The organism is Rhodobacter sp. CZR27, assembly GCF_002407205.1.
Taxonomy (GTDB): Bacteria; Pseudomonadota; Alphaproteobacteria; order Rhodobacterales; family Rhodobacteraceae; genus Cereibacter_A.
This window is the reverse complement of the sequence record NZ_CP023548.1, coordinates 936,550-961,024: the sequence shown is the minus strand read 5'-3', so window position 1 is coordinate 961,024 and position 24,475 is coordinate 936,550. Positions and strand designations below refer to the sequence as shown.

Genomic DNA, 24,475 nt, shown 5'->3' with positions numbered 1-24,475 from the left:
CATCCCGCCGGCGGGTGGAACCCCTCTTCCCGCCTCACAGAATCCTGTTGACCCTTCCGCGGCCTTCGGCCCTAGATTGATCCCGAACCTGCCGCGATCGGACGGGAGAACAGCCGGTCGCAGGACAACGACAACCGGGAGAACTCCATGACCCTCACCAAGACCCTTGCCGGCAACGCCGCGGCCCTTGCGCTGACCGCGGGCGCGGCACTGGCCGATCCGGCGCTGATCTTCGATCTGGGCGGCAAGTTCGACAAGTCGTTCAACGAGGCCGCCTTCAACGGCGCGCAGCGCTGGGTGCAGGAGACCGGCGGCACCTACAAGGAACTCGAGATGCAGTCCGAGGCCCAGCGCGAACAGGCGCTGCGCCGGCTGGCCGAGACCGGCTCGAACCCGATCGTGATGACCGGCTTTGCCTTCGGCGACGTGTTGAACGAGGTCGCGCCCGACTATCCGGACACCAAATTCGCGATCATCGACGCGGTGGTGGAGCAGCCGAACGTGCGCTCGGTTGTCTTTTCCGAACATCAGGGGTCATACCTCGTCGGCATGATGGCGGCGATGGCGTCGAAATCGGGCACGGTGGGCTTCGTCGGCGGCATGGACATCCCGCTGATCCGCAAGTTCGCCTGCGGCTATGCGCAAGGCTTCAAGGCCGTGAAGCCGGATGGCAAGATCATCATCAACATGACTGGAACGACCCCCGCGGCCTGGGCCGATCCGGTGAAAGGCACGGAACTCGCCCGCTCGCAGATCTCGCAGGGGGCGGATGTGATCTATGCCGCCGCGGGCTCCACCGGGCTTGGCGTGCTGCAGGCGGCGGCCGACGAGAACATCCTGTCGATCGGCGTGGACAGCAACCAGAACCACCTGCATCCCGGCAAGGTGCTGACCTCGATGATCAAGCGGGTGGACAACACGGTTTACGAGGCGTTCAAGGCGGGAACCGACCTTGAGACCGGCACGGTCGTGGCCGACCTGAAGGGCGAAGGCGTGGGCTATGCGCTGGACGAGCACAATGCCGCGCTGGTGACCGACGAGATGAAGACCGCCGTGGATGCCGCGGCCGAGAAGATCAAGGCGGGCGAGATCGCGGTCCACGACTACATGACCGACAACACCTGCCCCGCCGCGTCGTTCTGAATGGCGGCCGATCTGGCACCGGGGCGGCCGGAGGCGGCCGTCCCTCCCCCGGCGATCGAGCTTCGGGGCATTTCCAAGGCCTTCGGGCCGGTGCAGGCCAACCGCGACATCAGCATGCGCGTGGCCAGGGGCTCGATCCACGGCATCATCGGCGAGAACGGCGCGGGCAAGTCGACGCTGATGTCGATCCTCTACGGCTTCTACCGCGCCGACGCGGGCGAGATCCTGATCGGCGGCCGCCCCACGCAGATTCAGGACAGTCAGGGCGCGATCCGCGCCGGCATCGGCATGGTGTTCCAGCACTTCAAGCTGGTGCCGAACTTCACCGTGCTGGAAAACGTCATCCTCGGCGCCGAGGATGGGGCGCTGCTGAGGCCGGCACTCGCCAAGGCGCGCAAGGCGCTGACCGAGCTTGCGCATGAATATGAACTCGACGTCGATCCCGACGCGCTGGTCGAGGATCTGTCGGTCGGCCACCAGCAGCGGGTGGAGATCCTGAAGGCGCTCTACCGCCATGCCGACATCCTGATCCTCGACGAGCCGACGGGCGTGCTGACCCCGCCCGAGGCGGATCACCTGTTCCGCATCCTGCGCGGGCTGAAGGCCCAGGGGAAGACCATCGTCCTGATCACCCACAAGCTGCGCGAAATCATGGAGATCACCGACACCGTCAGCGTGATGCGCCGCGGCGAGATGACGGCCACGGTGAAGACCTCCGAGACTAGCCCCGAGCAACTGGCGGAGCTGATGGTCGGCCGCAAGGTGCTGCTGCATGTGGCGAAGGGGCCGGCGCAGCCCGGGCGCACCGTCCTCGAGATCGAGGACCTGCGCGTCCGCGACGGGCATGGCGTCGAGCGGCTGAAGGGCGTGAGCCTCTCGGTCCGGGCGGGAGAGATCCTCGGCATCGCGGGCGTGGCGGGCAACGGGCAGTCCGAACTGCTGGAGGTGCTGGGCGGCATCCAGCGCGGCACCGGCCATGTCCGGCTGAACGGGCGCGGACTGGACCTGTCGGGCAAGTCCTGCAACGGGCGCTCGCGGCGCGAGGCGGGGGTGGCGCATGTGCCCGAGGACCGGCAGAACCTCGGGATGATCATGGATTTCTCGGCCTGGGAGAACGTGGCCTTCGGCTACCAGGACGCGCCGGAGTATCAGTCCAACGCGGTCTTCATGGACAATGACGCGGTGCGCGCGGATTGCGAGGCCAAGATGGCCCGCTTCGACGTGCGCCCCCCGACCTGCACCCTGCCGGGCAAGAGCTTTTCGGGCGGCAACCAGCAGAAGCTGATCGTGGCGCGCGAGATCGAGCGCAACCCCGACCTGCTGCTGATCGGCCAGCCCACCCGCGGCGTGGACATCGGGGCGATCGAGTTCATCCACAAGCAGATCGTGGCGCTGCGCGATGCCGGAAAGGCGATCCTGCTGGTCAGCGTCGAACTGGACGAGATCATGAGCCTCTCGGACCGCATCGCTGTGATGTTCGACGGCCGGATCATGGGCATCCGCGATCCGAAAGCCACCAACGAGCGCGAGCTTGGATTGCTGATGGCCGGGGTCGGCGAAAGGGGAGCGGCCTGATGGAACGGATGCCGGGCTGGGCCGATGCGCTGCTGGTGCCGCTGATCTCGCTGGTGATCGCCTTCGCGATCTCCTCCGGGGTGATCCTCGCCATCGGCGAGAACCCGTGGGAGGCGATGAAGCTGATGGTGACGGGAGCGCTCGGCTCCAGCTACGGCTGGGGCTACACGCTTTACTACGCCACCAACTTCATCTTCACCGGCCTCGCGGTCGCGGTCGCGTTCCACGCCAGCCTCTTCAACATCGGCGGCGAGGGACAGGCGACGCTCGGCGGGCTCGGCGTGGCGCTGGCCTGCCTCTTCGTGCCCTGGCCGCACTGGTCGTTGGCGCTGATCGGTGCGGCGGCGATGGGCGCGGCGCTGGGGGCGCTCTGGGCGGCGGTTCCGGCCTGGCTTCAGGCGAGGCGCGGCAGCCACATCGTCATCACGACGATCATGTTCAACTTCATCGCGGCCTCGCTGCTGAACTACCTGCTGGTGAACGTGCTGCGCCCTACCGGCAGCATGGACCCGGCCACCGGCCGCTTTCCGGACACGACCAACCTGCCGGGACTGGGCAACGTCCTCGGCGCCGTAGGCATTCCGTTCTCGAAGAGCACGCCGGCGAACGTCAGCCTTTTCATCGCGCTGGCCGCCTGCGTCGTGGTCTGGGCGCTGATCTGGCGCACGCGGCTGGGCTACGAGATCCGGGCCTTCGGCAAGTCCGAGAAGGCCGCCGTCTATGCCGGGATCTCGCCCGTCCGCATCACCATGATCGCCATGCTGATCTCGGGCGCGCTGGCGGGGCTGATGGCGATCAACAACGTGATGGGCGAGGCCGAGCGGCTGGTGCTGAACTCGGTCGAGGGCGCGGGCTTCATCGGCATCGCCGTGGCGCTGATGGGGCGGAGCCATCCGTTCGGCGTGCTTCTCGCCGCGCTGCTGTTCGGCTTCCTCTATCAGGGCGGCGCGGAGCTTGCGCTCTGGACCTCGATCCCGAGGGAGCTGATCACCGTGATCCAGGCTCTGGTGATCCTGTTCACCGGCGCGCTCGACAACATGGTGCGCCAGCCGGTCGCGGCGCTGTTCCTGCGCGCCCGCAAGGGGGCGAAGTGATGGATCTGCCGACCGTCCTCCAGATCCTCGACTCGATGATCCGGCTGGGCACGCCGCTGCTGCTGGCCTGCCTTGCGGGGCTGTTCTCGGAACGGGCGGGCATCTTCGACATCGGGCTCGAGGGCAAGATGCTTTCGGCCGCGTTCCTGTCGGCAGCGGTGGCCTTCGTCACCGGCTCGGTCTGGATCGGCGTGCTGGCGGGGGTGTTCGCCGCGCTGCTGATGTCGGCGATCCACGGGCTTGCCTCGATCACCTTCCGCGGCAACCAGCTGATCTCGGGCGTGGCGATCAACTTCCTCGCCTCGGGGCTGACGGTGCTGCTAGGGCAATACTGGTTCGCGCTTGGCGGCCGGACCCCGGCGCTGGAAGGCAGCGCGCGCTTCGGCGCGATCACCCTGCCCTTCGCGCAGGAGCTGCGCGGCGTGCCGGTGGTGGGGCCGATCTATGCCGAGCTGGTCTCGGGCCACACGGCGCTGGTCTACATCGCCTTCCTGACCGTGCCGCTGGCCTGGTGGGTGCTCTACCGCAGCCGCTTCGGGCTGAGGCTTCGCGCGGTGGGCGAGAACCCCGCGGCGGTCGATACCGCAGGCGTCTCGGTCGTGGGCATCCGCTATGCCGCCGTGGCGATCTGCGGGCTGCTCACCGGCCTTGCGGGCGCCTACCTCGCCTGCGGTCTCTCGGCGGGCTTCGTGAAGGAGATGACGGCAGGCCGCGGCTACATCGCGCTGGCCGCGCTGATCTTTGCCAAGTGGCGGCCCTGGCAGGCGCTGGGGGCCACGATGCTTTTCGGCCTGCTCGAGGCGGTCGCCAACCGCTACCAGTCGCTGAACCTCTGGGGAGTGCCGCTTCCGGTGCAGTTCATGCAGGCATTGCCCTACATCCTGACCGTGGTGATCCTTGCCGGCTTCGTCGGCAAGGCGATCCCGCCCCGGGCCGGCGGGCAGCCCTATGTGAAGGAACGTTGAGATGCCGGCCGAGATGCTCGCAAGCCTGATCCGCGCCAAGGCGGGGCACGAGCCGGTGCGGCTGGGGCTGATCCTCGGCTCGGGCCTCGGCCATCTCGCCGAAGCGGTCGAGGGCGTGGCGCTGCCCTACGAGGACCTGCCCGGCTTCCCCGTGGCCACGGTGTCGGGCCACAACCCGAAGCTGGTGATCGGCACGCTGGAGGGCGTACGGGTCGCGGTTTTCGGGGGGCGGGCGCATTACTACGAGAGCGGGAACGCGGCGGCGATGCGGGTGCCGCTGGACGTGCTGAAGCGGCTGGGCGCCGAGGCGCTGATCGCCACCAACGCCGCCGGAAGCCTGCGGCCGGACCTGCCGCCGGGCAGCCTGATGCTGCTGTCGGACCACCTGAACCTTGCCGGAGCGAACCCGCTGATCGGCGAGCCCTCGGACGCGCGCTTCGTGCCGATGACCGAGGCCCACGACCCCGACCTTCGCGCGCGACTTCGCGAGGCGGCGGCGGCGGCGGACGTGCCGCTTGGCGAGGGCATTTATGCATGGTTCTCCGGGCCGTCCTTCGAGACGCCGGCCGAGGTGCGGATGGCGAGGATGCTCGGCGCGGATGCGGTGGGCATGTCCACCGTGCCCGAGGTGATCCTCGCCCGCTTCCTCGGGCTGAGGGTCGCGGCGATCTCGACCGTCACCAACATGGGCGCGGGCCTGTCGGACGAGGCGATCAGCCACGAGCACACCAAGGCCATGGCCCCGCTGGGGGCGGAAAAGCTGGAGCGGGTGTTGCGGGAATTCCTGCGCCGCCTGCGATGAGGCGGCCGCAGGTCACCGCCGTTTGACAAGCCATGCCGCAGCGCGCATGTCTTGAAGACTCATCCTCCTCCTCCGCAAGACCGGCCCCATGCAGCTTTATCTGCCCATCGCCGAGGTTTCCGTCGACGTTCTGCTGCTTCTTGGGCTTGGCGGGATCGTCGGCTTCATGTCCGGCATGTTCGGCGTGGGCGGAGGCTTCCTGATCACGCCGCTCTTGTTCTTCATCGGCATCCCTCCGGCGGTCGCGGTGGCAACCGGAGCGAACCAGGTCGTGGCCTCCTCCGTCTCGGGGGTGCTGGCGCAACTGAAGCGCAGGGCGGTGGATTTCCGCATGGGACTCGTGCTGCTGGCGGGGGGTGTGGCGGGCTCGGCCGTGGGGGTTGCGGTCTTCGCGCGGCTCGCGACGCTCGGGCAGGTCGACCTGTTCGTGCAGCTGGCCTATGTGCTGTTCCTGGGCCTCGTCGGCGCCACGATGTTCCAGGAAAGCGTTCGGGCGCTCCTGCGCTCCAAGCGGCAAGGCGCGACGGTCAAGCGCGCACGCCAGCACGGCTGGGCGCACAAGCTGCCGCTGAAGATGAAGTTCCGCACCTCGGGCCTCTACATCTCGGTGATCCCGCCGATGCTGGTCGGCGGCTTCGTGGGCTTTCTGGCCGCGATCATGGGCGTGGGCGGCGGGTTCATCATGGTGCCCGCGATGATCTACCTGCTGGGGATGCCGACCAAGATCGTGATCGGCACCTCGCTGTTCCAGATCATCTTCGTGACCGCCTTCACCACCGTCATGCATGCCGTGACCAGCCAGACCGTCGACATGGCGCTGGCGCTGGTGCTGATCGTGGGCGGGGTGATCGGCGCGCAGGTCGGCGCGCGGATCGGCGTGCGGCTCCGGGCCGAGCAGTTGCGGGTCCTCCTCGCGCTTCTGGTGCTCGCGGTCTCCGTCAAGATCGCCGCTGACCTGCTGATCCGCCCGAACGAGCTCTACAGCCTGACTGCCGGGGTGCTGCCATGATCCGGCTCTGCCTCCTCGTGCTGGCCCTTCTCGCCCCCGCAGCGCTGGCGCAGGACGAGCAGATCGTCCTCGGGCTGTCCGAGACCCGTGTCTCGATCACGGCGGATTTCCAGGGGTCGGAGATCATGATCTACGGCGCGGTGAAGCGTCAAAGTCCCGAGCCGGACGGGGCGCTGAACGTGATCGTCACCGTGGCGGGGCCCCCCACGCAGGTGATGGTCCGCAAGAAGGAGCGTCGCTTCGGCATCTGGATCAACCGCGAGAAGGTGCGCATCGGCCGCGCGCCGAGCTTCTATGCGGTCGCCACGAGCGGCCCGCTGGAGGCGATCCTGTCCGAGACCGACAACCTGCGCTACAAGATCTCGATCCCGCGGGCGATCCGCGCCATCGGCATCAGCGCGCAGGCCGAGAACGCCCCGAGCTTCGTCGAGGCGCTGGAGCGCATCCGCCGCGACGAAGGCCGATACGTCCTGCAGGAAGGCGCAGTCCGGCTGACCGAGGGGACGCTGTTCCGCACCGACATCCAGCTTCCGGCGAACCTGACCGAGGGGGATTATGGCGTGCGGGTCTTCCTGACCCGCGACGGCCGGGTGGTGGACGAGTTCGAGGACCGGATCGGCGTTCAGAAGGCCGGGATCGAACGCTTCGTCTTCGCCCTCGCGCATGAGCAGCCGCTGATCTACGGCCTCCTGTCGCTGGTGCTGGCGGTGGTCGCGGGCTGGGGCGCCTCGGCCGCGTTCCGCTTCATCCGCTAGGCCGCGGCCCTCGCCTCGACCCGCGGATAGAGCAGCGCCATCGTCACCCCGCGCGCGCCGTTCAGCACCATCAGCGCGGCCCAGAGCCCGTGGTTGCCGATCAGCGGCACGAAGGCGAGAAGCGCCAGCCCGTAGAGCGTGACCGAGATCAGGATCGCCTGCATCATCTCGCGCGTGCGGGTGGCGCCGATGAAGATGCCGTCGAAGATCCAGCTTGCGACGCCCACGAGGGGCGCCGCCACGAGCCACGGCAGATAGGCCCGCGCCTCGGCGCGCACCTCGGGCGCGGTGGCGATCAGGTCGATGATCGCGGGCCCGAAGGCGGCGATGGCAGCGGCGATCAGAACGGCTCCGCCTGCCCCCCACTGCCCGAGCAGGATCGACGACCGCCGCACCCGCGCGACCGAACGGGCACCGACCGCCTGCCCCACCAGCGCCTCGGCCGCGAAGGCGAAGCCGTCGAGCGCATAGGCCGAGACCGAGAGGAACTGCAGCAGCACCTGGTTCGCGGCCAACGTGACGTCTCCGAAACCGGCGCCGAGGAAGACGAAGGTGGTGAAGCTGCCCTGCAGCAGCACCGAGCGCACCATGATGTCGCGGTTGACCCCCAGCATCCGGCGGATCGCCTCGGCATCCGCCAACCGCGCCCGGGCGGCGGCCAGCACCGGACCGAAGGCCGCGCGGCAGAGCCAGAGGCCGAGTGCCAGGCCGCTCCACTCCGCGATCAGCGTGGCGACGGCCACCCCCGCCACGCCGAACCCCAGCCCGATCACGAACAGCAGGTCCAGCGCGATGTTCAACCCGTTCATCCAGAGTTGCAGCGCAAGGATGCCGCGTGTCCGCTCCAGCGCCACCAGCCAGCCGGTGACGGCATAAAGCGCGATGGTGGCCGGCGCTCCCCAGATGCGGATCTGCAGGTAGCTCCGCGTCAGGGTCTCGACCTCCGGGGACGCGGGGGCGAGACGGAAGGTGGCCCAGATCAGCGGCCCCTGCAGCAGGATGAAGCCGAGGCCTGCCGCTCCGCCGATCAGCAGCGCGCGGAGCAGGATCGCCGAGCGTTCGGCCTCGTCCCCCGCCCCATGCGCCTGCGCGGCCAGCCCCGAAGTGCCCATGCGCAGGAACGAGAACGCCCAGTAGACGGTGGCCAGCACCACCGCGCCGAGGCCCACGGCCCCGATCGGAGCCGCCTGCCCGAGTTGCCCCACCACCCCGGTATCGACCGCGCCGAGCAGCGGCACGGTCGCGTTGGACAGCACGATCGGCACCGCCATGCGCAGGATGCGGCGGTGCGTGATCTCAGTCATTCGGCCCCGGCATCAGGAAATGCCCCGTTGCCTGCGCGAAGGGACGCTGCCGGTTGTCCTGCCAGGCCTCGACATGGACGCTCGCGTAGCGCCGCCCCGAGCGGTTCACCCGCGCCCGCGCATAGGCGTCGCGCGGCAGCCCCGAACGCAGGTAGTCCACCGTGAAGTCGATGGTCTTCGGAAGCCGCGGCAGCGCGGTCTGCACCTGCACCGGATCGAGGCGGCCGTTCTCCATCTCCTGCCAGAGGACCGACCACGAGAGTTCGATGATCGAGGCGACCTCAAGGAAGGCCGCGGTCACCCCGCCGTGCAGCGCGGGCAGCATCGGGTTGCCGATGAGCTTCTCGTCGAAGGGCAGGATGGCGGTCAGCTCGTCGCCGCGCCGGTCGAACTGGATGCCGAGATAGGTGATGTAGGGCACGCCGCCGACCAGCGCGCGAAGCGCCGCATCCCGCCGCTGCTTGACCACCTGCACGGGTTCGGGCTGCGGGCGGGTCATGCGGCGCCTCCCTTGCGCTCGATGGTGAAGGCGCCAGTGGCGCTGGCGACCGGGCGGCTCGCGTCCTCATCCGTCGCCACGGCACGGACGAAGGCGACCGTGCGGGTGACGTGATAGCATTCGGCAACCGCCGTGATGCGCTGGCCCGGCGTCGCGGGCCGCATGTAGTCGATGCGCAGGTCGAGCGTGGCCGTGGAGGGCCCGGCCTCGGGATGCGACATCACCGCCGCTCCGCTCGCGGTATCCATCAGCGCCGAGACCGCGCCGCCATGGATCACGCCGGTCGCGGGATCGCCCACGAAGCGCGCGTCCCACGGCATCGAGATCACGGCGCGTCCGGCGTCGATCTCGTCCAGCCGCATGGCCAGCGCGCGGGAATGGGGAATGGCCTCGATGAACTGCCTTGCTCGCGAGATGTCGGTCATGGGTCCTCCGTCCGGGGCCTGCATAATCGCCCAACGGTCGAGCCCCGCAAGGCCAGATTGCACAGGCCCCCCGCTTGCGCTTAGCTTGCCGCAACGGAGGGAGCCCATGTCCGACACCCGTCTCAGCTTCAAGGAAATGTGCGCAAGGTTCGAGGTCACGCCGCGGACGCTGCGCTATTACGAGTATATCGAGCTACTGCAGCCCGAGAAGGAGGGCCGCGCGCGCTTCTACGGCCCGCGCGAGATTGCCCGGATGACCCTGATCCTGCGTGGCCGTCGCTTCGGCTTCGGGCTGGAGGAGATCCGGCAATGGCTGCTGATCTACCAGCAGAAGGGCACGCGGCCTCAGTTGGAAGCGTGGATCGAGATGGCCGATCGGCAGCTTGCCGAACTGACCCGCCAGCGCAAGGAACTGGACGTCACGATCGCCGACCTGCAGGCGCTGCGGGACTCGACAGCGGCCGAACTGGCGACGCCCTCAAGCTGACACGACGTCACGCGTCGCTTTGACGTCACGTCACGTTTACGTCAACGTCAAGCAATCTGGTAACGCTGAGATCGGGATCCATCTGGAAGGCATGACCCGCCTTCCGGAGCCTTGCGAGAGAGCGATGACCAGCGACGTGATGACCATCCGCGAGATGTGCGAGGCGTTCGACGTGACGCCCCGGACCCTGCGCTTTTACGAGTCGAAGGAACTGCTGTTCCCCGTGCGGGACGGCACGCGCCGCCTGTTCACCCGACGCGACCGCGCACGGCTGAAGCTGATCCTGCGCGGCAAGCGCTTCGGCTTCAGCCTCGAGGAGATCCGCCAGCTTCTCGACCTCTACGACCGCGACGGCAGCCAGGAGGTGCAGCTGATGCGCACCTATGACGTCGCGAAGCAGCGGCTGGCGCAGATGGAACGCCAGCGCGCGGAGCTCGACGAGGCGATCGCGGAACTGAAGGATCAGCTCGCCTGGGGCGAGGCGGCCTTGGCCGCCTTCCGCCGCGCGGCCGAGTGAACGGCAGAGGGAGGAGACGATGCCCATCTACACCGCACCCGTGGCCGACATGCAGTTCATCCTGCACGAGGTCCTGAAGGTCACCTCCACCGGCATCCCCGGCTATGACGAGCTGGAGCCGGACTTCACCGCGGCCGTGCTGGAGGAGGCCGGCAAGCTCGCCCGGGACGTGCTCGCGCCCCTGAATCGTGTGGGCGACGCGCAAGGCTGCCGCCTGGAGAACGGCGTGGTCCGCACGCCCGAGGGCTTCGCCGAGGCTTTCCACCAGTTGAAGGAAGGCGGCTGGACCGCGCTCGACTGCGACCCCGAATTCGGTGGCCAGGGCCTGCCCTATCTGATGCAGACCGCGGTGGGCGAGATCTTCGTCTCGGCCAACATGGCCTTCAACATGTACCAGGGCCTGACGCACGGCGCCTATTCGGCGATCCATGCCCACGGCAGCGAGGAGCAGAAGCGCATCTACCTGCCGAAGATGGTGACCTGCGACTGGACCGGCACGATGAACCTGACCGAGCCGCACGCGGGCACCGACCTTGGCATGATGCGCACGAAGGCCGAGCCTCAGGACGACGGCAGCTACCGCATCACCGGGCAGAAGATCTTCATCTCGGCTGGCGATCACGACATGGCCGAGAACATCATCCACCTGGTGCTGGCCAAGGCGCCGGGGGGCGGCGAGGGCACGAAGGGCGTCTCGCTCTTCATCGTGCCGAAGGTCCTCGTGAACGAGGATGGTTCCCTTGGCGAGCACAACGCGGTCTCGGTCGGCAAGATCGAGGAGAAGATGGGCATTCACGGCAATGCCACCTGCGTGATGAACTACGACGGCGCGAAGGGCTTCCTGCTGGGCGAGTTGCACAAGGGCATGCGCGCCATGTTCACCATGATGAACGAGGCCCGCCTCGGCGTCGGCCTGCAGGGCTATGCCGTGGCCGAGGCCGCCTATCAGAACGCGCTGGCCTATGCGAAGGACCGGCTGCAGGGCCGCTCGCTTTCGGGTCAGGGCACGACCGACGGGCCGGCCGATCCGCTGATCGTGCATCCCGACATTCGGCGCAACCTGATGGAACAGAAGAGTTTCATCGAGGGCGCCCGCGCGCTGACCTTCTGGGGCGCGCAGATGATCGACCGGGCGGCGAAGCTTGATGACGCGAAGGCCGAGGGGCTGATCTCGCTGCTGACCCCGGTCATCAAGGGTTTCCAGACTGACAAGGGGTTTGAATGCACCGTGGCCGCGCAGCAGGTCTTCGGCGGTCACGGCTACATCGAGGAATGGGGGATGAGCCAGTTCGCCCGCGACGCGCGGATCGCCATGATCTACGAGGGCGCGAACGGCATCCAGGCGCTTGACCTCGTGGGGCGCAAACTCGCGGCGGACGGCGGGAAGCATGCGCTCGCCTTCTTCCACCTGATCCGCCACTTCCTTCTGGAGAATGCCGAGAACGAACGTCTGCGCGGCTTCACCGGCCCGCTGAAGCAGGCCTCGAAGGACGTGCAGAAGGCCGCGATGTTCTTTGCCGACAAGGGGTTGAAGAACCCGGACGAGGCGCTGGCGGGCTCCTACGACTTCATGACCATGATGGGGCACCTCTGCCTCGGCTACATGTGGGCCGAGATGGCGAAGGCCGCGATGGAGGCGCTCGATGCCGGCCGCGGCGATCGCGACATGCTGGAGGCGAAGATCGCCACGGGCCGCTTCTACATGGCGCGGCAACTGCCGGCGACGGCGTTCCATCTCGCGCGGATCGAGAGCGGGGCGGAGCCGGTGATGGGCCTGCCGGCCGAAGCCTTCTGAACCGGAGGAAGCGATGCGCGACGACATGACCGAACAATCCGCGGCGCGCGGCGGCTGCCAGTGCGGCGCGGTGCGCTACGAGGTGGCGGCGGGGCCGAAAAAGGCCAGCGTCTGCCACTGCCGGATGTGCCAGCGCGCGACAGGCAACGCGTTTGCGCCGCTCCTGGAAGTGCCGACGGCCGATGTGACGTGGCACGGCACGCCGGCCACCTGGGCCTCGTCCAACATCTCGGACCGCGGCTTCTGCGCGACCTGCGGCACGCCGCTGTTCTTCCGCGACCGTGACGGGGACACGACCGAGTTCATGGCCGGATCGCTTTCGGGCTTCGACTACCGCCCGGTCTACAACTGCGGGATCGAGGCGCGGATGCCGTGGCTCGCGCAGCTCAATGACCTGCCCGAGCGCGAGACCCGGCCGGAGGCCGTGGCCAGGGTCGTCTCGCACCAGGCGCCCGAGGCCGGCTGATCTGCCGCGCGCCGTGTCAGGCGCGCCGGACCCACGACATGCCGGGACGGGGACCCGGCCGAGGAGGAGTGATGACGGAAGCCTACATCTACGACGCCGTGCGCACGCCGCGCGGCAAGGGGCGGCCGGATGGCGCGCTGCATGAGGTGACCTCGGTCGCGCTGTCGGCGAAGGTGCTGAACGAGGTGAAGGCCCGCAACAACCTTGACGGCGCGGCCGTTGAGGACGTGATCTGGGGCAATGCCACGCAGGTCGGCGAACAGGGCGGCTGCCTCGCACGCTCGGCGGTGCTGCTGTCGGATCTCGACGAGAGGATCCCGGGCCTCTCGATCAACCGCTTCTGCGCCAGCGGCATGGAGGCGGTGAACCTTGCCGCAAACCAGGTCCGCGCCGGCGCGGGCGACGGCTATATCGCCGGCGGGGTCGAGATGATGAGCCGCGTCGCCATGGGTTCGGACGGCGCGGCGATCGCGGTTGATCCCTCGCTCGCGATGAAGAGCTATTTCGTGCCGCAGGGCATCTCGGCCGACATCATCGCGACGCGCTACGGCTTCAGCCGCGACGATGCCGACGCGCTGGCGGTGGAAAGCCAGAAGCGCGCCGCCCGCGCCTGGGACGAGGGGCGCTTCGCGCGCTCGGTCATGACGGTGCGCGACCAGAACGGCCTCGCGATCCTCGACCGCGACGAACACATGCGGCCCGAGACCGATATGCAGTCGCTCGGCGCGCTGCGGCCCGCCTTCAAGGAGATGGGCGAGCAGATGCCGGGCTTCGACAAGCTGGCGATCATGAAGTATCCGCAGCTTGAACGGATCGAACATATCCACCATGCGGGCAATTCCTCGGGCATCGTGGACGGGGCAGCGGCGGTCCTGATCGGCAGCCGCGAGTTCGGCGAGAAGCATGGCCTGCAACCCCGCGCCCGCATTCGTGCGACCGCCAAGATTGGCACCGATCCGACCATCATGCTGACCGGCCCGGTGCCGGTGACCGAGAAGATCCTGCGCGACGCCGGCATGGAGATTTCGGACATCGACCTGTTCGAGGTGAACGAGGCCTTCGCCTCGGTGGTCCTCCGCTTCCAGCAGGCCTTCGACGTGGATCCCGACCGGGTGAACGTGAACGGCGGCGCCATCGCGATGGGGCACCCACTGGGCGCCACCGGCGCCATCATCATCGGCACGCTGCTCGATGAACTCGAGCGCTCGGGCAAGGGCGTGGGCTTGGCCACGCTCTGCGTCGCCTCGGGCATGGGGGCGGCCACCATCATCGAGAGGCTGTGATGGGCATCATCGACCTTGCCAACTGTCCGGTGAAGACCGGCTCGATCTATCCCGAACCCTATGCCTCGATGGTCGCCGGCCGCAGTTCGCTGCGGCTGGGCCAGGCTGGCGGGCTCACGCAGTTCGGCGCCAACCTCGTGACGCTGGAGCCGGGCGCCATGTCGTCGCTGCGCCACTGGCACGAGCAGGAGGACGAGTTCGTCATGGTGACCGAAGGCGAATGCATTCTTGTGCAGGACGCGGGCGAGACCATCATGCGCCCCGGCGACTGCGCAGCCTTCCCGGCAGGCGAGCCGGACGGGCACCACTTCCTGAACCGCACGGACCGGGTGGCGCGCTTCCTCGTGGTGGGCAGCCGCGCCCCGCGCGAGGTTGCGCATTACTCCGACCATGACTTCGTTCTGCATGTCGAGGACGGCGAGGCCCGCTTCACCTATCGCGACGGCAGCCCGTGGCAGGGGCCGCGCTGACCCCGCTCCAGTTCCCGAGAGGATTTGAGAATGACCGAGTTCACCAGTCAGACCGATGCCGACGGCGTCTGCACCGTGACCTGGGATGTGCCGGACAAGTCGATGAACGTGCTGTCGCTGACGGGTCTGGCCGAGCTTGACGCGCTGGTCACCGCCGCGCTGGCCGATCCGGGGGTCAGGGGCATCATCCTCACCTCGGCCAAGAAGGATTTCGCGGGGGGGATGGACCTCAACGTGATCGCCCGCATGAAGGAGGAGGGCGGCGCGGAGCCCGCGCGCGCCGTCTTCGAGGGCGTGATGAAGATGCACGGCGTCCTGCGCAGGATCGAGCGCGCGGGGATGGACCCGAAGACGCTGAAGGGCGGCAAGCCGATTGTCGCGGCGCTGCCGGGCACGGCACTCGGCATCGGACTGGAGCTTCCGCTCGCCTGCCACCGCATCATCGCCGCCGACAATCCGAAGGCGAAGATCGGCCTGCCCGAGATCATGGTCGGCATCTTCCCCGGCGCTGGCGGCACCACCCGACTGGTGCGCAAGATGGGCGCGATGATGGCCGCGCCGCTGCTGCTCGAAGGCAAGCTGAACGATCCCAAGGGCGCGAAGGCCGCGGGCGTGGTGGATGAGGTGGTTCCGCCCGAGACCCTGCTCGCGCGCGCGAAGGAGTGGGTGCTTGGGGCTAAGGACGCCGATCTGGTGAAGCCCTGGGACCAGAAGGGCTACAGGATGCCAGGCGGCACGCCCTACCATCCGGGCGGCTTCATGACCTTCGTCGGAGCCTCGGCGATGGTGCTGGGCAAGACGATGGGGGTCTATCCCGCGGCGAAGGCACTGCTTTCGGCGGTCTACGAAGGTGCTCTGGTGCCTTTCGACACGGCACTGAAGATCGAGGCGCGCTGGTTCACGCATGTGCTGATGAACCCGTCCTCAGGGGCGATGATCCGCTCGCTCTTCATCAACAAGGAGGCGCTGGAGAAGGGGGCCGTCCGCCCTGCCCTGCCCGACCAGTCGGTGCGGAAGCTGGGCGTGCTGGGCGCCGGGATGATGGGCGCGGGCATCGCCCATGTCGCGGCCAGTTCGGGCATTGAGGTCGTGCTGATCGACGCCACGCAGGAGGCGGCAGAGCGCGGCAAGGCCCATTCCGAAGCGCTGCTCGACAAGGCCATGAAGCGCGGCAAGATGACGGCGGAGAAGAAGGCCGAGGTTCTGGCCCGGATCTCCGCCACCACCGACCATGCGGCGCTCTCGGGATGCGACCTTATCGTCGAGGCGGTGTTCGAGGATCCCGCGGTGAAGGCGGAGGTCGCCCGCAAGGTCGAGGCCGTGGTCGGCCCCGACTGCATCTTCGCGACCAATACCTCGACCCTGCCGATCACCAGCCTCGCGAAGGCAAGCGCACGGCCGGAGAACTTCATCGGCATCCATTTCTTCTCGCCGGTCGACAAGATGATGCTGGTCGAGATCATCCGGGGGAAGGCGACCGGGGACCGTGCGGTGGCCAAGGCGCTCGACTTCGTGCGGCAGATCCGCAAGACGCCGATCGTCGTGAACGACGCCCGCTTCTTCTACGCCAATCGCTGCATCATCCCCTATATCAACGAAGGCATCCGCATGGTGGCCGAGGGGGTGGAACCGGCGCTGGTCGAGAATGCGGCGAAGCTGGTCGGCATGCCGCTGGGGCCGCTGCAACTGGTGGACGAGACCTCGATCGACCTCGGCGTGAAGATCGCCAAGGCCACTCGGGCCGCGATGGGCGAGGCCTATCCCGACGCGGCGGTGGACGAGGTGATCTTCCGGCTCGCCGACGAGGGGCGGCTGGGCAAGAAGTCCAATTGCGGCTTCTATGCTTATGACGATGCCGGCAAGCGTCTCGGCCTCTGGCCGGGCCTCGCGCAGCACTGGCCGGTGGGCGAGGCGCAGCCCGACCTCGCCGAGGTGCAGCACCGGCTGCTTTTCGCGCAGGTGCTGGAAGCGGTGCGCGCGCTGGAGGAAGGCGTGCTGACCGACATCCGCGAGGGCGACGTGGGCGCGATCCTTGGCTGGGGCTTCGCGCCGTGGTCGGGGGGGCCGTTCTCCTGGCTCGACATGATCGGCGCCGCGCGGGCGGTCGAGATCTGCGAGGCGCTGGTGGCCCGCCACGGACCCCGCTTCGCGCCGCCCCGCCTGTTGCAGGACATGGCGGCGCAGGGCGAAAGCTTCTACGGCCGGTTCGCGCCCCGCGCCCGCGCGGCCTGAAACGTCAGGCCGCGCAGGGCGGCCCCGGCTTCCTCGGCCACGAGGCAGGCGATCAGATGGGCCGCCTGCTCGAGCGAGAGGGCGGGAGAGCGCCCGCCCCGCGCCCGCGTCAGCATGGCCTGCACCGGGTTCTCGGCCGGCTCGGTCCCGCCGCAGCGCAGCAGGGTGGAGCCGGCGGCATAGACGAGTTCCTCCTGCGCGAAGCCGAGCGACACGGCCACCGTCTCGGCGGGCGGGGTCACGCGGAAGATGCCGCGGAAGCCGTCGAGCGCCGCCGCCGGAACCAGCGCGAAAGGCTCGCCGCACTGGACCTCGGCCAGGTCGCACTCCAGCAGGACATGCTGGCCCGAGAGAAGCAGCAGCGACTCGTGATTGTCGAGGGCACCGGGCGGCACCAGCAGCGGCCCCAGAGACACCGGCCAGCCGGCGGGACGGATGCGGTTGTGCCGAGCCAGCCGCAGCGGCTGCGGCGGCCCGTCCACCGTCAGGACGGTATCGCCGCGTCGAAGTTGCTCGACCGGCCGCCAGCCCTCGGGCGTGGCGATGCGTGTTCCCCCGAACACCCCCTCGACCTGCACCGCCGAGGCGGGCGGCGGATCCTGGTCGCCTGCTCCTGACATGTTCCGGCTCGTTTCGCGCTTGCCGCGACATCGGCGGCAGGAGCCACCATGCACCGGGACCGCGCCGGAACCGGCGCGGCAAGGCGCCGGTTCCGGGGCAATTCGGAACAAGTCGAACGGTCGCCTACTCCGCCGCCACGCTGTAGCTTTCGACCGGCGGGCAGATGCAGACAAGGTTCCGGTCGCCGAAGGCATTGTCCACCCGGCCCACCGGCGGCCAGTACTTGTCGACCCGGAAGGCACCCGGCGGGAAGCAGCCCTGCTCGCGCGGGTATTTGCGGTCCCAGTCCGCCACCAGATCCTCGACCGTGTGCGGTGCGTGCCGCAGCGGGCTGTGGGCCGCCGCGATCTCGCCCTTCTCGATGGCGGCGATCTCCTCGCGGATCGCGAGCAGCGCCGTCACGAAGCGGTCGATCTCGGCCTTGGTCTCGGATTCCGTCGGCTCGACCATCAGCGTGCCCGCCACCGGCCAGCTCATCGTGGGCGCGTGGAAGCCGTTGTCGATCAGGCGCTTGGCGATGTCGTCCACCGTCACGCCGGCTTCGGCGAAGGGCCGGGTGTCGAGGATGCATTCATGCGCCACCCGGCCGCGGTTCCCCATGAACAGCACCTCGTAGGCGCCGCGAAGCCGCGCCGCGACGTAGTTCGCGTTCAGGATCGCGACCCGCGTCGCCTGCGTCAGCCCCTCGCCGCCCATCATCAGGCAATAGGCCCAGGAGATCAGCAGGATCGAGGCCGACCCATAGGGCGCGGCCGAGACCGGCCCCTCGTGCCCGCCCGTCTCGGGATGGCCCGGCAGATAGGGCGCAAGATGCGCCTTCACGCCGATCGGCCCCATGCCGGGACCGCCACCGCCATGCGGAATGGCGAAGGTCTTGTGCAGGTTCAGGTGGCTCACGTCGCCGCCGATCGCGCCCGGCTGCACGAGGCCCACCATCGCGTTCATGTTGGCGCCGTCGATATAGACCTGCCCGCCATGCTCGTGGGTGATGCGGCAGACCTCGCGCACGGTTTCCTCGAAGACGCCGTGGGTCGAGGGATAGGTGATCATGCAGGCCGCAAGCCGGTCGCCGGCCGCTGCCGCCTTGTCGCGGAAGTCCTCGAGGTCCACGTCGCCGTTCGGCGCGGACTTCACCACCACGACCTTCATCCCCGCCATCTGCGCCGAGGCCGGGTTCGTCCCATGCGCAGAGACGGGGATCAGGCAGATGTTCCGCTCCCCCTCGCCGCGTGCCCGGTGATAGGCGTGGATCGTGAGCAGCCCGGCATATTCGCCCTGCGCGCCAGAGTTCGGCTGCATCGACATCGCGTCGTAGCCGGTGATCCGGCAGAGCCGTTCCGACAGGTCGTTGATCGCCTCGGTATAGCCTGCTGCCTGATCGACCGGCGCGAAGGGGTGCAGCGAGGCGAACTCGGGCCAGGTGATCGGCATCATCTCGGCCGCGGCGTTCAGCTTCATGGTGCAACTGCCCAGCGGGATCATCGCACGGTCGAGCGCAAGGTCACGGTCCGACAGGCGGCGCATGTAGCGCATCATCTCGGACTCGGCGCGGTTCATGTGGAAGACCGGATGGGTGAGGTAGTCGCTCTGCCGCAGCATCGCCTCGGGGAAGCCGAGGCCGACCTTTTCCGGTGCAGGTTCGTGGATGCCGAAGGCGTCGAGCACGCGCGCGATCACGTCGGCATTCGTGGTCTCGTCCAGCGAGATGCCCACGCGGTCGCGCCCCACCTTGCGCAGGTTGATCCCCCGATGCCGGGCGGCGGCAAGGATCCCCGCCTGCCCCACGCCGACCTCGACCGTGATCGTGTCGAAGAAGGCTTCGGGACTGACCTGCGCACCGGCAGCCTTCAGCGCCTGCGCGAGGCGGACTGTGTTCAGATGCACCCGCTCGGCGATGTGGCGCAGGCCCTTGGGCCCGTGGAAGACGGCGTAGAAGCTCGCCATCACCGCCAGCAGCGCCTGCGCCGTGCAGACGTTCGAGGTCGCCTTCTCGCGTCGGATGTGCTGCTCGCGGGTTTGCAGGGCCAGACGGTAGGCCTTGTTGCCGCGCGCATCGACCGAAACGCCCACCAGCCGGCCGGGCATCGAGCGCTTCAGCTCGTCCTTGCAGGACATGAAGGCCGCGTGCGGGCCGCCATAGCCCATTGGCACCCCGAACCGCTGGCTGGAGCCGATGGCTATGTCGGCGCCCATCGCGCCCGGTTCCTTCAGCAGGCACAGTGCCAGCAGGTCGGTCGCGACGATGGCCACGGCCTTCGCCTCGTGAAGCGCCGCAATCTCGATGCTCAGGTCGCGAACAAGCCCGTAAGTGCCGGGATACTGGAAGAGCGCGCCGAAGACCTCGCCCGGCACCAGCTGGTCCAGGGTGCCCACGATCACCTCGATGCCCAGCGGCTCGGCCCGGGTGCGGATCACCGCGATGGTCTGCGGATGGCAGTCGGCATCGACGAAGAAAGCCCGCGCCTTCGACTTCGACGCGCGCTCGGCCATGGTCATCGCCTCGGCCGCGGCCGTCGCCTCGTCCAGCAGCGAGGCATTGGCGACCGGCAGGCCCGTCAGGTCCGCCACCATCGTCTGGTAGTTCAAGAGCGCCTCGAGCCGGCCCTGCGCGATCTCGGGCTGGTAGGGGGTATAGGCGGTATACCAGGCCGGATTTTCCAGGATGTTGCGCTGGATCGCCGGCGGCGTCACCGTGCCGTAATAGCCCTGCCCGATCAGCGAGGCCATCACCCGGTTCTTCGCCGCCACCTCGCGCATCCGCGCCAGCAGCTCATGCTCGGCCAGCGGCGCCCAGTCCAGCGGCTCGTCCTGCCGGATCGAGGCCGGCACCGTCTCGTCGATCAGCTGGTCGAGCGAGGAAACCCCCACCACGCGCAGCATCTCCTCCATCTCCGCGGGCGACGGGCCGATGTGCCGGCGGTTGGCAAAATCGTAGGCGTTGTAGTCGGTGGGGGTGAAGGTCATGATTCAGCCAATCAGATCCTGATATTCGTCCTCGTCCATGAACTCGTCGAGCACCGACAGGTCATCGACGCGCATCTTGAAGAACCAGGCGGCGGTCGGGTCCTCGTTCACGAGACCGGGCTTGTCCACGAGCTTCTCGTTCACGGCGACAATTTCGCCATCCATCGGGGCCGAGATGTCCGAGGCCGCCTTGACGCTTTCGATCACCGCCACCTCGTCGCCCTCGGCCACCACGGTCTCGATCTCGGGAAGCTCGATGAACACCACGTCACCGAGTTGCGTGGCCGCATGTTCGGTGATGCCCACCACGACGAGGTCGCCCTCGACCCGCAGCCATTCATGATCCTTGGTGTATTTCATAGTCTGCCTCAGCGTTTGTAGGTGGAGGGTCGGAAAGGAAGGTCGGAGACGGTCACCGGCAGGCGCTTGCCGCGGACATCGCCCATCAGGGCGGTTCCGGGCGCGGCATGGGCGGCCGCCACATAGCCCATGGCCACGGGCGCCTCGACCGAGGGGCCGAAGCCGCCGGAGGTGACACGGCCTACGGGCGTGCCGTCGGGCGTGAACAGCTCCGTGCCCTCGCGCATCGGTGCCCGGCCCTCGGGGCGAAGGCCCACGCGAAGACGCTCCGGCGCGTCGGCAAGTTCCTCGAGGATGCGCTGCGCACCGGCGAAACCGCCCTCGCGCAGGCCACCCGGGCGGCGTGCCTTCTGGATCGCCCAGGAAAGACCCGCCTCGACCGGCGAGGTGGTGGTGTCGATGTCATGGCCGTAAAGGCAGAGCCCGGCCTCCAGACGCAGGCTGTCGCGGGCGCCAAGGCCGATGGGGGCCACCTCTTCCATCGCGAGCAGCGCCTCGGCGAAGGCGGTGATCGCCTCCTTCGGCACCGAGATCTCGAACCCGTCCTCGCCCGTATAGCCCGAGCGCGAGATCCACAGCTCCGTTCCCTGCCAGTCGGCCGCGATCAGGTCCATGAAGCGCATGCGGGCCGCGTCGGGGACCAGACGCGCGAGGGCGGCCTCGGCGGCAGGTCCCTGCAGCGCCAGCAGGCCGCGGCTGTCGACGGTCGCGACCTCGGCCACCTCGCGCAGATGCTCGCGCAGGTGGGCGGTGTCCTGCGGGGCACAGGCGGCGTTCACCACGACGAACAGGTGATCGCCCCGGTTGGCGAACATCAGGTCGTCGAGAATGCCGCCCGTCTCGTTCGTCAGCATGCCATAGCGTTGCCGGCCCTCGGCCAGCCCCAGCACATCGACCGGCATCAGCCGCTCGAAGCTCAGCGCCAGCGCCTCCATCCCCTGCTTCGGCCGCAGGAGAAGCTGGCCCATGTGACTCACGTCGAAAAGGCCGGCGGCGGCGCGGGTGTGGAGGTGCTCCTTCATCACGCCCGCCGGATACTGCACCGGCATCTCCCAGCCGGCGAAGGGCACCATCCGGGCGCCAAGGCGCACATGCAGGTCATGAAGCGGCAGCCGCCGCAGCCCCTGGGTTTCGTCGTTCACGCCGCCCTCCTCTGGCCCGATGCCGGCGGAATGCGCGGCACCACATGGACGGTTTCCCCCGTCCCGCAGTGCCCCCTCTGTCCCTTGCGCCTGAGATCGTTATCCCTTCGGCGGGCCTGTCGGCCTCTCTCCAGAGTCTGTCGTGTCAGGACGGTCCTTGAGCCTGAGAGTTTACCGGGGCGGTTGCTCCTTCGGCACCAGGGTTGCCCCCGGATTCTCCCGATCCTGATGGCATCACCTAGCCCGGTCGCAACGCGCCTGTCCAGCGGAAAAGAAAGGCGACGCTTGGGTGTGAAAAAGCGACATGCGCGGGAAGAGGGTCCGCGATGAGGCACGACAAAGCAAAAGGGGCCGGCGCAGTGCGCCGGCCCCCTGTTCATCTGCGCGCGTCTCAGGCGCGGGCCTGACGGATCAGGTCGAGGATCTGCTTCGCGGCCGAGGGGATGTTGGTCCCCGGCCCGAAGATCGCCTTCACGCCCGCGTTGTAGAGGAAGTCGTAATCCTGCTGCGGGATGACACCACCGCAGATCACGAGGATGTCGCCGGCCCCGTTCGCCTTCAGCGCCTCGATCAGCTTCGGCGCCAGCGTCTTGTGGCCGGCGGCCAGCGACGAGATGCCGACGACGTGCACGTCGTTGTCGATGGCGTCCTGCGCGGCCTCTTCCGGGGTCTGGAACAGCGTGCCCACGTCCACGTCGAAGCCGATGTCGGCAAAGGCGGTGGCGATCACCTTGGCGCCGCGGTCGTGGCCGTCCTGGCCCATCTTCACCACCAGCATCCGCGGGCGGCGGCCCTCCTCCTCTGCGAAGGCTTCCACGTCCTTCTGGATCGCGGCAAACCCATCGTCGCCCTCATAGGCGGCGCCATAGACGCCCGAGAGGGTCTTCACCTCGGCGCGGTGGCGACCGAAAATCTTTTCCATGGCCATGCTGATCTCTCCGACAGAGGCGCGGGCGCGCGAGGCGACCACGGCGGCTTCGAGAAGATTGCCGCCCTCGGCGGCGCGGCGGGTCAGTTCGTCCAGAGCCGCCTGACAGGCGGCCTCGTCGCGGGTGGCGCGCATGCCGTTCAGCCGGGCGATCTGCGACTCGCGCACGGCCACGTTGTCGATGTCGAGGATCTCGATCGGGTCCTCCTTGGCGAGACGATACTTGTTCACGCCGACGATCACATCCTCGCCGCGGTCGATGGCGGCCTGCCGGCGCGCCGCCGATTCCTCGATGCGCAGCTTCGGCATGCCCGAGGCCACGGCCTTGGTCATGCCGCCCATCGCCTCGACTTCCTCGATCAGCGCCCAGGCCTTCTCGGCGAGTTCCGCCGTCAGGCTCTCGACGTAGTAGGAGCCGGCGAGCGGATCGACCACCTTCGTCACGCCCGTCTCCTCCTGCAGGATGATCTGGGTGTTCCGCGCGATCCGGGCCGAGAACTCGGTCGGCAGCGCGATGGCCTCGTCAAGCGCGTTGGTGTGCAGCGACTGCGTGCCGCCGAGCGCCGCCGACATCGCCTCATAGGCGGTGCGGATGACGTTGTTGTAGGGGTCCTGTTCCTGCAGCGAAACGCCCGAGGTCTGGCAATGCGTGCGCAGCATCAGGCTGGAAGGTTTTTTCGGCTCGAACTCGGACATGATCCGGTGCCAGAGCAGTCGTGCCGCGCGCAGCTTGGCGGCCTCCATGAAGAAGTTCATGCCGATGGCGAAGAAGAACGACAGTCGCCCCGCGAAGTCGTCCACGTTCATGCCCCGCGCAAGCGCCGCACGCACGTATTCGCGCCCGTCGGCCAGCGTATACGCCAGCTCCTGCACCAGGTTCGCCCCGGCCTCCTGCATGTGGTAGCCGGAGATCGAGATCGAGTTGAACTTCGGCATCTCCTTCGAGGTGTATTCGATGATGTCCGCGATAATCCGCATCGAGGGCTCGGGCGGATAGATGTAGGTGTTGCGGACCATGAACTCCTTGAGGATATCGTTCTGGATCGTGCCCGAAAGCTCGGCCCGCGGAACGCCCTGCTCCTCGCCGGTCACGATGAAGTTCGCCAGCACCGGGATCACGGCGCCGTTCATCGTCATGGAAACGGAAACCTTTTCCAGCGGGATGCCGTCGAACAGGATCTTCATGTCCTCGACCGAGTCGATGGCCACGCCGGCCTTGCCGACGTCACCCACCACGCGGGGATGATCCGAGTCATAGCCGCGGTGCGTGGCGAGGTCGAAGGCGACCGACACGCCCTGCTGACCGGCGGCCAGCGCGCGGCGGTAGAAGGCGTTCGACTCCTCGGCGGTCGAGAAGCCGGCATATTGTCGGATCGTCCAGGGGCGGCCGGCATACATCGTCGCGCGCACGCCGCGGGTGAAGGGCGCAATCCCCGGCAATCCGTCGAGATGGCCGATCCCGTCAAGGTCCGCCTTGGTGTAGAGCGGCTTGACCGGGATGCCCTCCAGCGTGTTCCAGGTCAGGCTGTCGGGGCTGCGGCCCTTGAGTTCCTTCTCGGCGAGCTTGCGCCACGCGTCCAGGTTTTCGGTCATCGGTCTTCCCTTTTCTTCTCACACGGGCGCGAAGCCTCGCGCTGAT

The 24,475-nt window shown here is 68.3% G+C and carries 22 protein-coding genes and 1 riboswitch; of the genes, 14 read left to right on the top strand and 8 right to left on the bottom strand.

The window, feature by feature from the left end:
* Positions 1–147 precede the first annotated feature (147 nt).
* From CK951_RS04855 to CK951_RS04825, 7 genes are all read left to right on the top strand, one after another.
* A complete protein-coding gene (locus CK951_RS04855; RefSeq protein ID WP_096785084.1) occupies positions 148–1,143 on the top strand; it encodes a BMP family protein in 996 nt (331 codons plus the stop codon).
* Positions 1,144–2,718 carry an ABC transporter ATP-binding protein gene (locus CK951_RS04850; RefSeq protein WP_096785083.1) on the top strand — a complete coding sequence of 525 codons (1,575 nt, stop codon included), beginning with the start codon at positions 1,144–1,146 and terminating at the stop codon, positions 2,716–2,718.
* Complete coding sequence (locus tag CK951_RS04845) at positions 2,718–3,812, top strand: ABC transporter permease (protein ID WP_096785082.1); 1,095 nt, start codon at positions 2,718–2,720, stop codon at positions 3,810–3,812. The genes CK951_RS04850 and CK951_RS04845 overlap by 1 nt, the downstream gene beginning before the upstream one ends.
* Positions 3,812–4,777, top strand: a complete 966-nt coding sequence (locus CK951_RS04840) for an ABC transporter permease (RefSeq protein ID WP_198402404.1) — start codon at positions 3,812–3,814, stop codon at positions 4,775–4,777. The genes CK951_RS04845 and CK951_RS04840 overlap by 1 nt, the downstream gene beginning before the upstream one ends.
* Position 4,778: 1 nt before the next feature.
* Positions 4,779–5,579 carry a purine-nucleoside phosphorylase gene (locus tag CK951_RS04835; RefSeq protein WP_096785080.1) on the top strand — a complete coding sequence of 267 codons (801 nt, stop codon included), beginning with the start codon at positions 4,779–4,781 and terminating at the stop codon, positions 5,577–5,579.
* Between the two features lie 88 nt (positions 5,580–5,667).
* A complete protein-coding gene (locus CK951_RS04830; protein ID WP_096785079.1) occupies positions 5,668–6,588 on the top strand; it encodes a sulfite exporter TauE/SafE family protein in 921 nt (306 codons plus the stop codon).
* The gene (locus tag CK951_RS04825; RefSeq protein WP_096785078.1) at positions 6,585–7,343 is read left to right on the top strand and encodes a TIGR02186 family protein; all 759 of its coding nucleotides are present in this window, start codon (positions 6,585–6,587) and stop codon (positions 7,341–7,343) included. The genes CK951_RS04830 and CK951_RS04825 overlap by 4 nt, the downstream gene beginning before the upstream one ends.
* On the opposite strand, the gene CK951_RS04820 is transcribed toward CK951_RS04825, so the two are convergent.
* The 3 genes from CK951_RS04820 to CK951_RS04810 are packed head-to-tail and all read right to left on the bottom strand — an operon-like array spanning position 7,340 to position 9,571.
* Positions 7,340–8,647 carry an MATE family efflux transporter gene (locus CK951_RS04820; RefSeq protein ID WP_096785077.1) on the bottom strand — a complete coding sequence of 436 codons (1,308 nt, stop codon included), beginning with the start codon at positions 8,645–8,647 and terminating at the stop codon, positions 7,340–7,342. The two genes, CK951_RS04825 and CK951_RS04820, sit on opposite strands and share 4 nt — an antisense overlap.
* Positions 8,640–9,146: a PaaI family thioesterase gene (locus tag CK951_RS04815; protein WP_096785076.1), complete on the bottom strand. Its 507-nt coding sequence runs from the start codon at positions 9,144–9,146 to the stop codon at positions 8,640–8,642. Before CK951_RS04815 ends, CK951_RS04820 begins: the two co-directional genes overlap by 8 nt.
* Entirely contained in the window at positions 9,143–9,571 is a 429-nt protein-coding gene (locus CK951_RS04810) for a PaaI family thioesterase (RefSeq protein WP_096785075.1), read from the bottom strand. The genes CK951_RS04815 and CK951_RS04810 overlap by 4 nt, the downstream gene beginning before the upstream one ends.
* Before the next feature lie 106 nt (positions 9,572–9,677).
* Here CK951_RS04810 and CK951_RS04805 point away from each other — a divergent pair, with 106 nt between their 5' ends.
* The 7 genes from CK951_RS04805 to CK951_RS04775 all read left to right on the top strand — a co-directional run bounded on the left by CK951_RS04805 (position 9,678) and on the right by CK951_RS04775 (position 16,821).
* Positions 9,678–10,058, top strand: coding sequence for a MerR family DNA-binding transcriptional regulator (locus CK951_RS04805; RefSeq protein WP_096785074.1), 381 nt, complete (start codon positions 9,678–9,680; stop codon positions 10,056–10,058).
* A 124-nt stretch (positions 10,059–10,182) separates the two neighbouring features.
* The gene (locus CK951_RS04800) at positions 10,183–10,575 is read left to right on the top strand and encodes a MerR family DNA-binding transcriptional regulator (protein ID WP_096785073.1); all 393 of its coding nucleotides are present in this window, start codon (positions 10,183–10,185) and stop codon (positions 10,573–10,575) included.
* A 19-nt stretch (positions 10,576–10,594) separates the two neighbouring features.
* Complete coding sequence (locus CK951_RS04795) at positions 10,595–12,370, top strand: acyl-CoA dehydrogenase C-terminal domain-containing protein (RefSeq protein ID WP_096785072.1); 1,776 nt, start codon at positions 10,595–10,597, stop codon at positions 12,368–12,370.
* Between the two features lie 13 nt (positions 12,371–12,383).
* On the top strand, positions 12,384–12,836 hold the full coding sequence (locus tag CK951_RS04790; RefSeq protein ID WP_096785071.1) for a GFA family protein: 453 nt from the start codon (positions 12,384–12,386) through the stop codon (positions 12,834–12,836).
* Between the two features lie 71 nt (positions 12,837–12,907).
* The gene (locus tag CK951_RS04785) at positions 12,908–14,119 is read left to right on the top strand and encodes an acetyl-CoA C-acetyltransferase (RefSeq protein ID WP_096785070.1); all 1,212 of its coding nucleotides are present in this window, start codon (positions 12,908–12,910) and stop codon (positions 14,117–14,119) included.
* Complete coding sequence (locus tag CK951_RS04780) at positions 14,119–14,589, top strand: cupin domain-containing protein (protein WP_096785069.1); 471 nt, start codon at positions 14,119–14,121, stop codon at positions 14,587–14,589. The genes CK951_RS04785 and CK951_RS04780 overlap by 1 nt, the downstream gene beginning before the upstream one ends.
* 30 nt (positions 14,590–14,619) lie before the next feature.
* The gene (locus CK951_RS04775) at positions 14,620–16,821 is read left to right on the top strand and encodes a 3-hydroxyacyl-CoA dehydrogenase NAD-binding domain-containing protein (protein WP_096785068.1); all 2,202 of its coding nucleotides are present in this window, start codon (positions 14,620–14,622) and stop codon (positions 16,819–16,821) included.
* Here CK951_RS04775 and CK951_RS04770 read toward each other — a convergent pair.
* From CK951_RS04770 to scpA, 5 genes are all read right to left on the bottom strand, one after another.
* Entirely contained in the window at positions 16,785–17,441 is a 657-nt protein-coding gene (locus CK951_RS04770) for a Hint domain-containing protein (protein ID WP_157764504.1), read from the bottom strand. The genes CK951_RS04775 and CK951_RS04770 overlap by 37 nt on opposite strands.
* Positions 17,442–17,565: 124 nt before the next feature.
* Positions 17,566–20,406 carry an aminomethyl-transferring glycine dehydrogenase gene (gene gcvP / locus CK951_RS04765; protein ID WP_096785066.1) on the bottom strand — a complete coding sequence of 947 codons (2,841 nt, stop codon included), beginning with the start codon at positions 20,404–20,406 and terminating at the stop codon, positions 17,566–17,568.
* Positions 20,407–20,409: 3 nt separating this feature from the next.
* Positions 20,410–20,766: a glycine cleavage system protein GcvH gene (gcvH, locus tag CK951_RS04760; protein WP_096785065.1), complete on the bottom strand. Its 357-nt coding sequence runs from the start codon at positions 20,764–20,766 to the stop codon at positions 20,410–20,412.
* Positions 20,767–20,774: 8 nt separating this feature from the next.
* Positions 20,775–21,908: a glycine cleavage system aminomethyltransferase GcvT gene (gene gcvT, locus CK951_RS04755; RefSeq protein WP_096785064.1), complete on the bottom strand. Its 1,134-nt coding sequence runs from the start codon at positions 21,906–21,908 to the stop codon at positions 20,775–20,777.
* A gap of 141 nt (positions 21,909–22,049) precedes the next feature.
* A riboswitch (glycine riboswitch) is annotated at positions 22,050–22,141 on the bottom strand.
* Between the two features lie 158 nt (positions 22,142–22,299).
* Entirely contained in the window at positions 22,300–24,429 is a 2,130-nt protein-coding gene (gene scpA / locus CK951_RS04750; RefSeq protein WP_096785063.1) for a methylmalonyl-CoA mutase, read from the bottom strand.
* Positions 24,430–24,475: the final 46 nt, after the last annotated feature.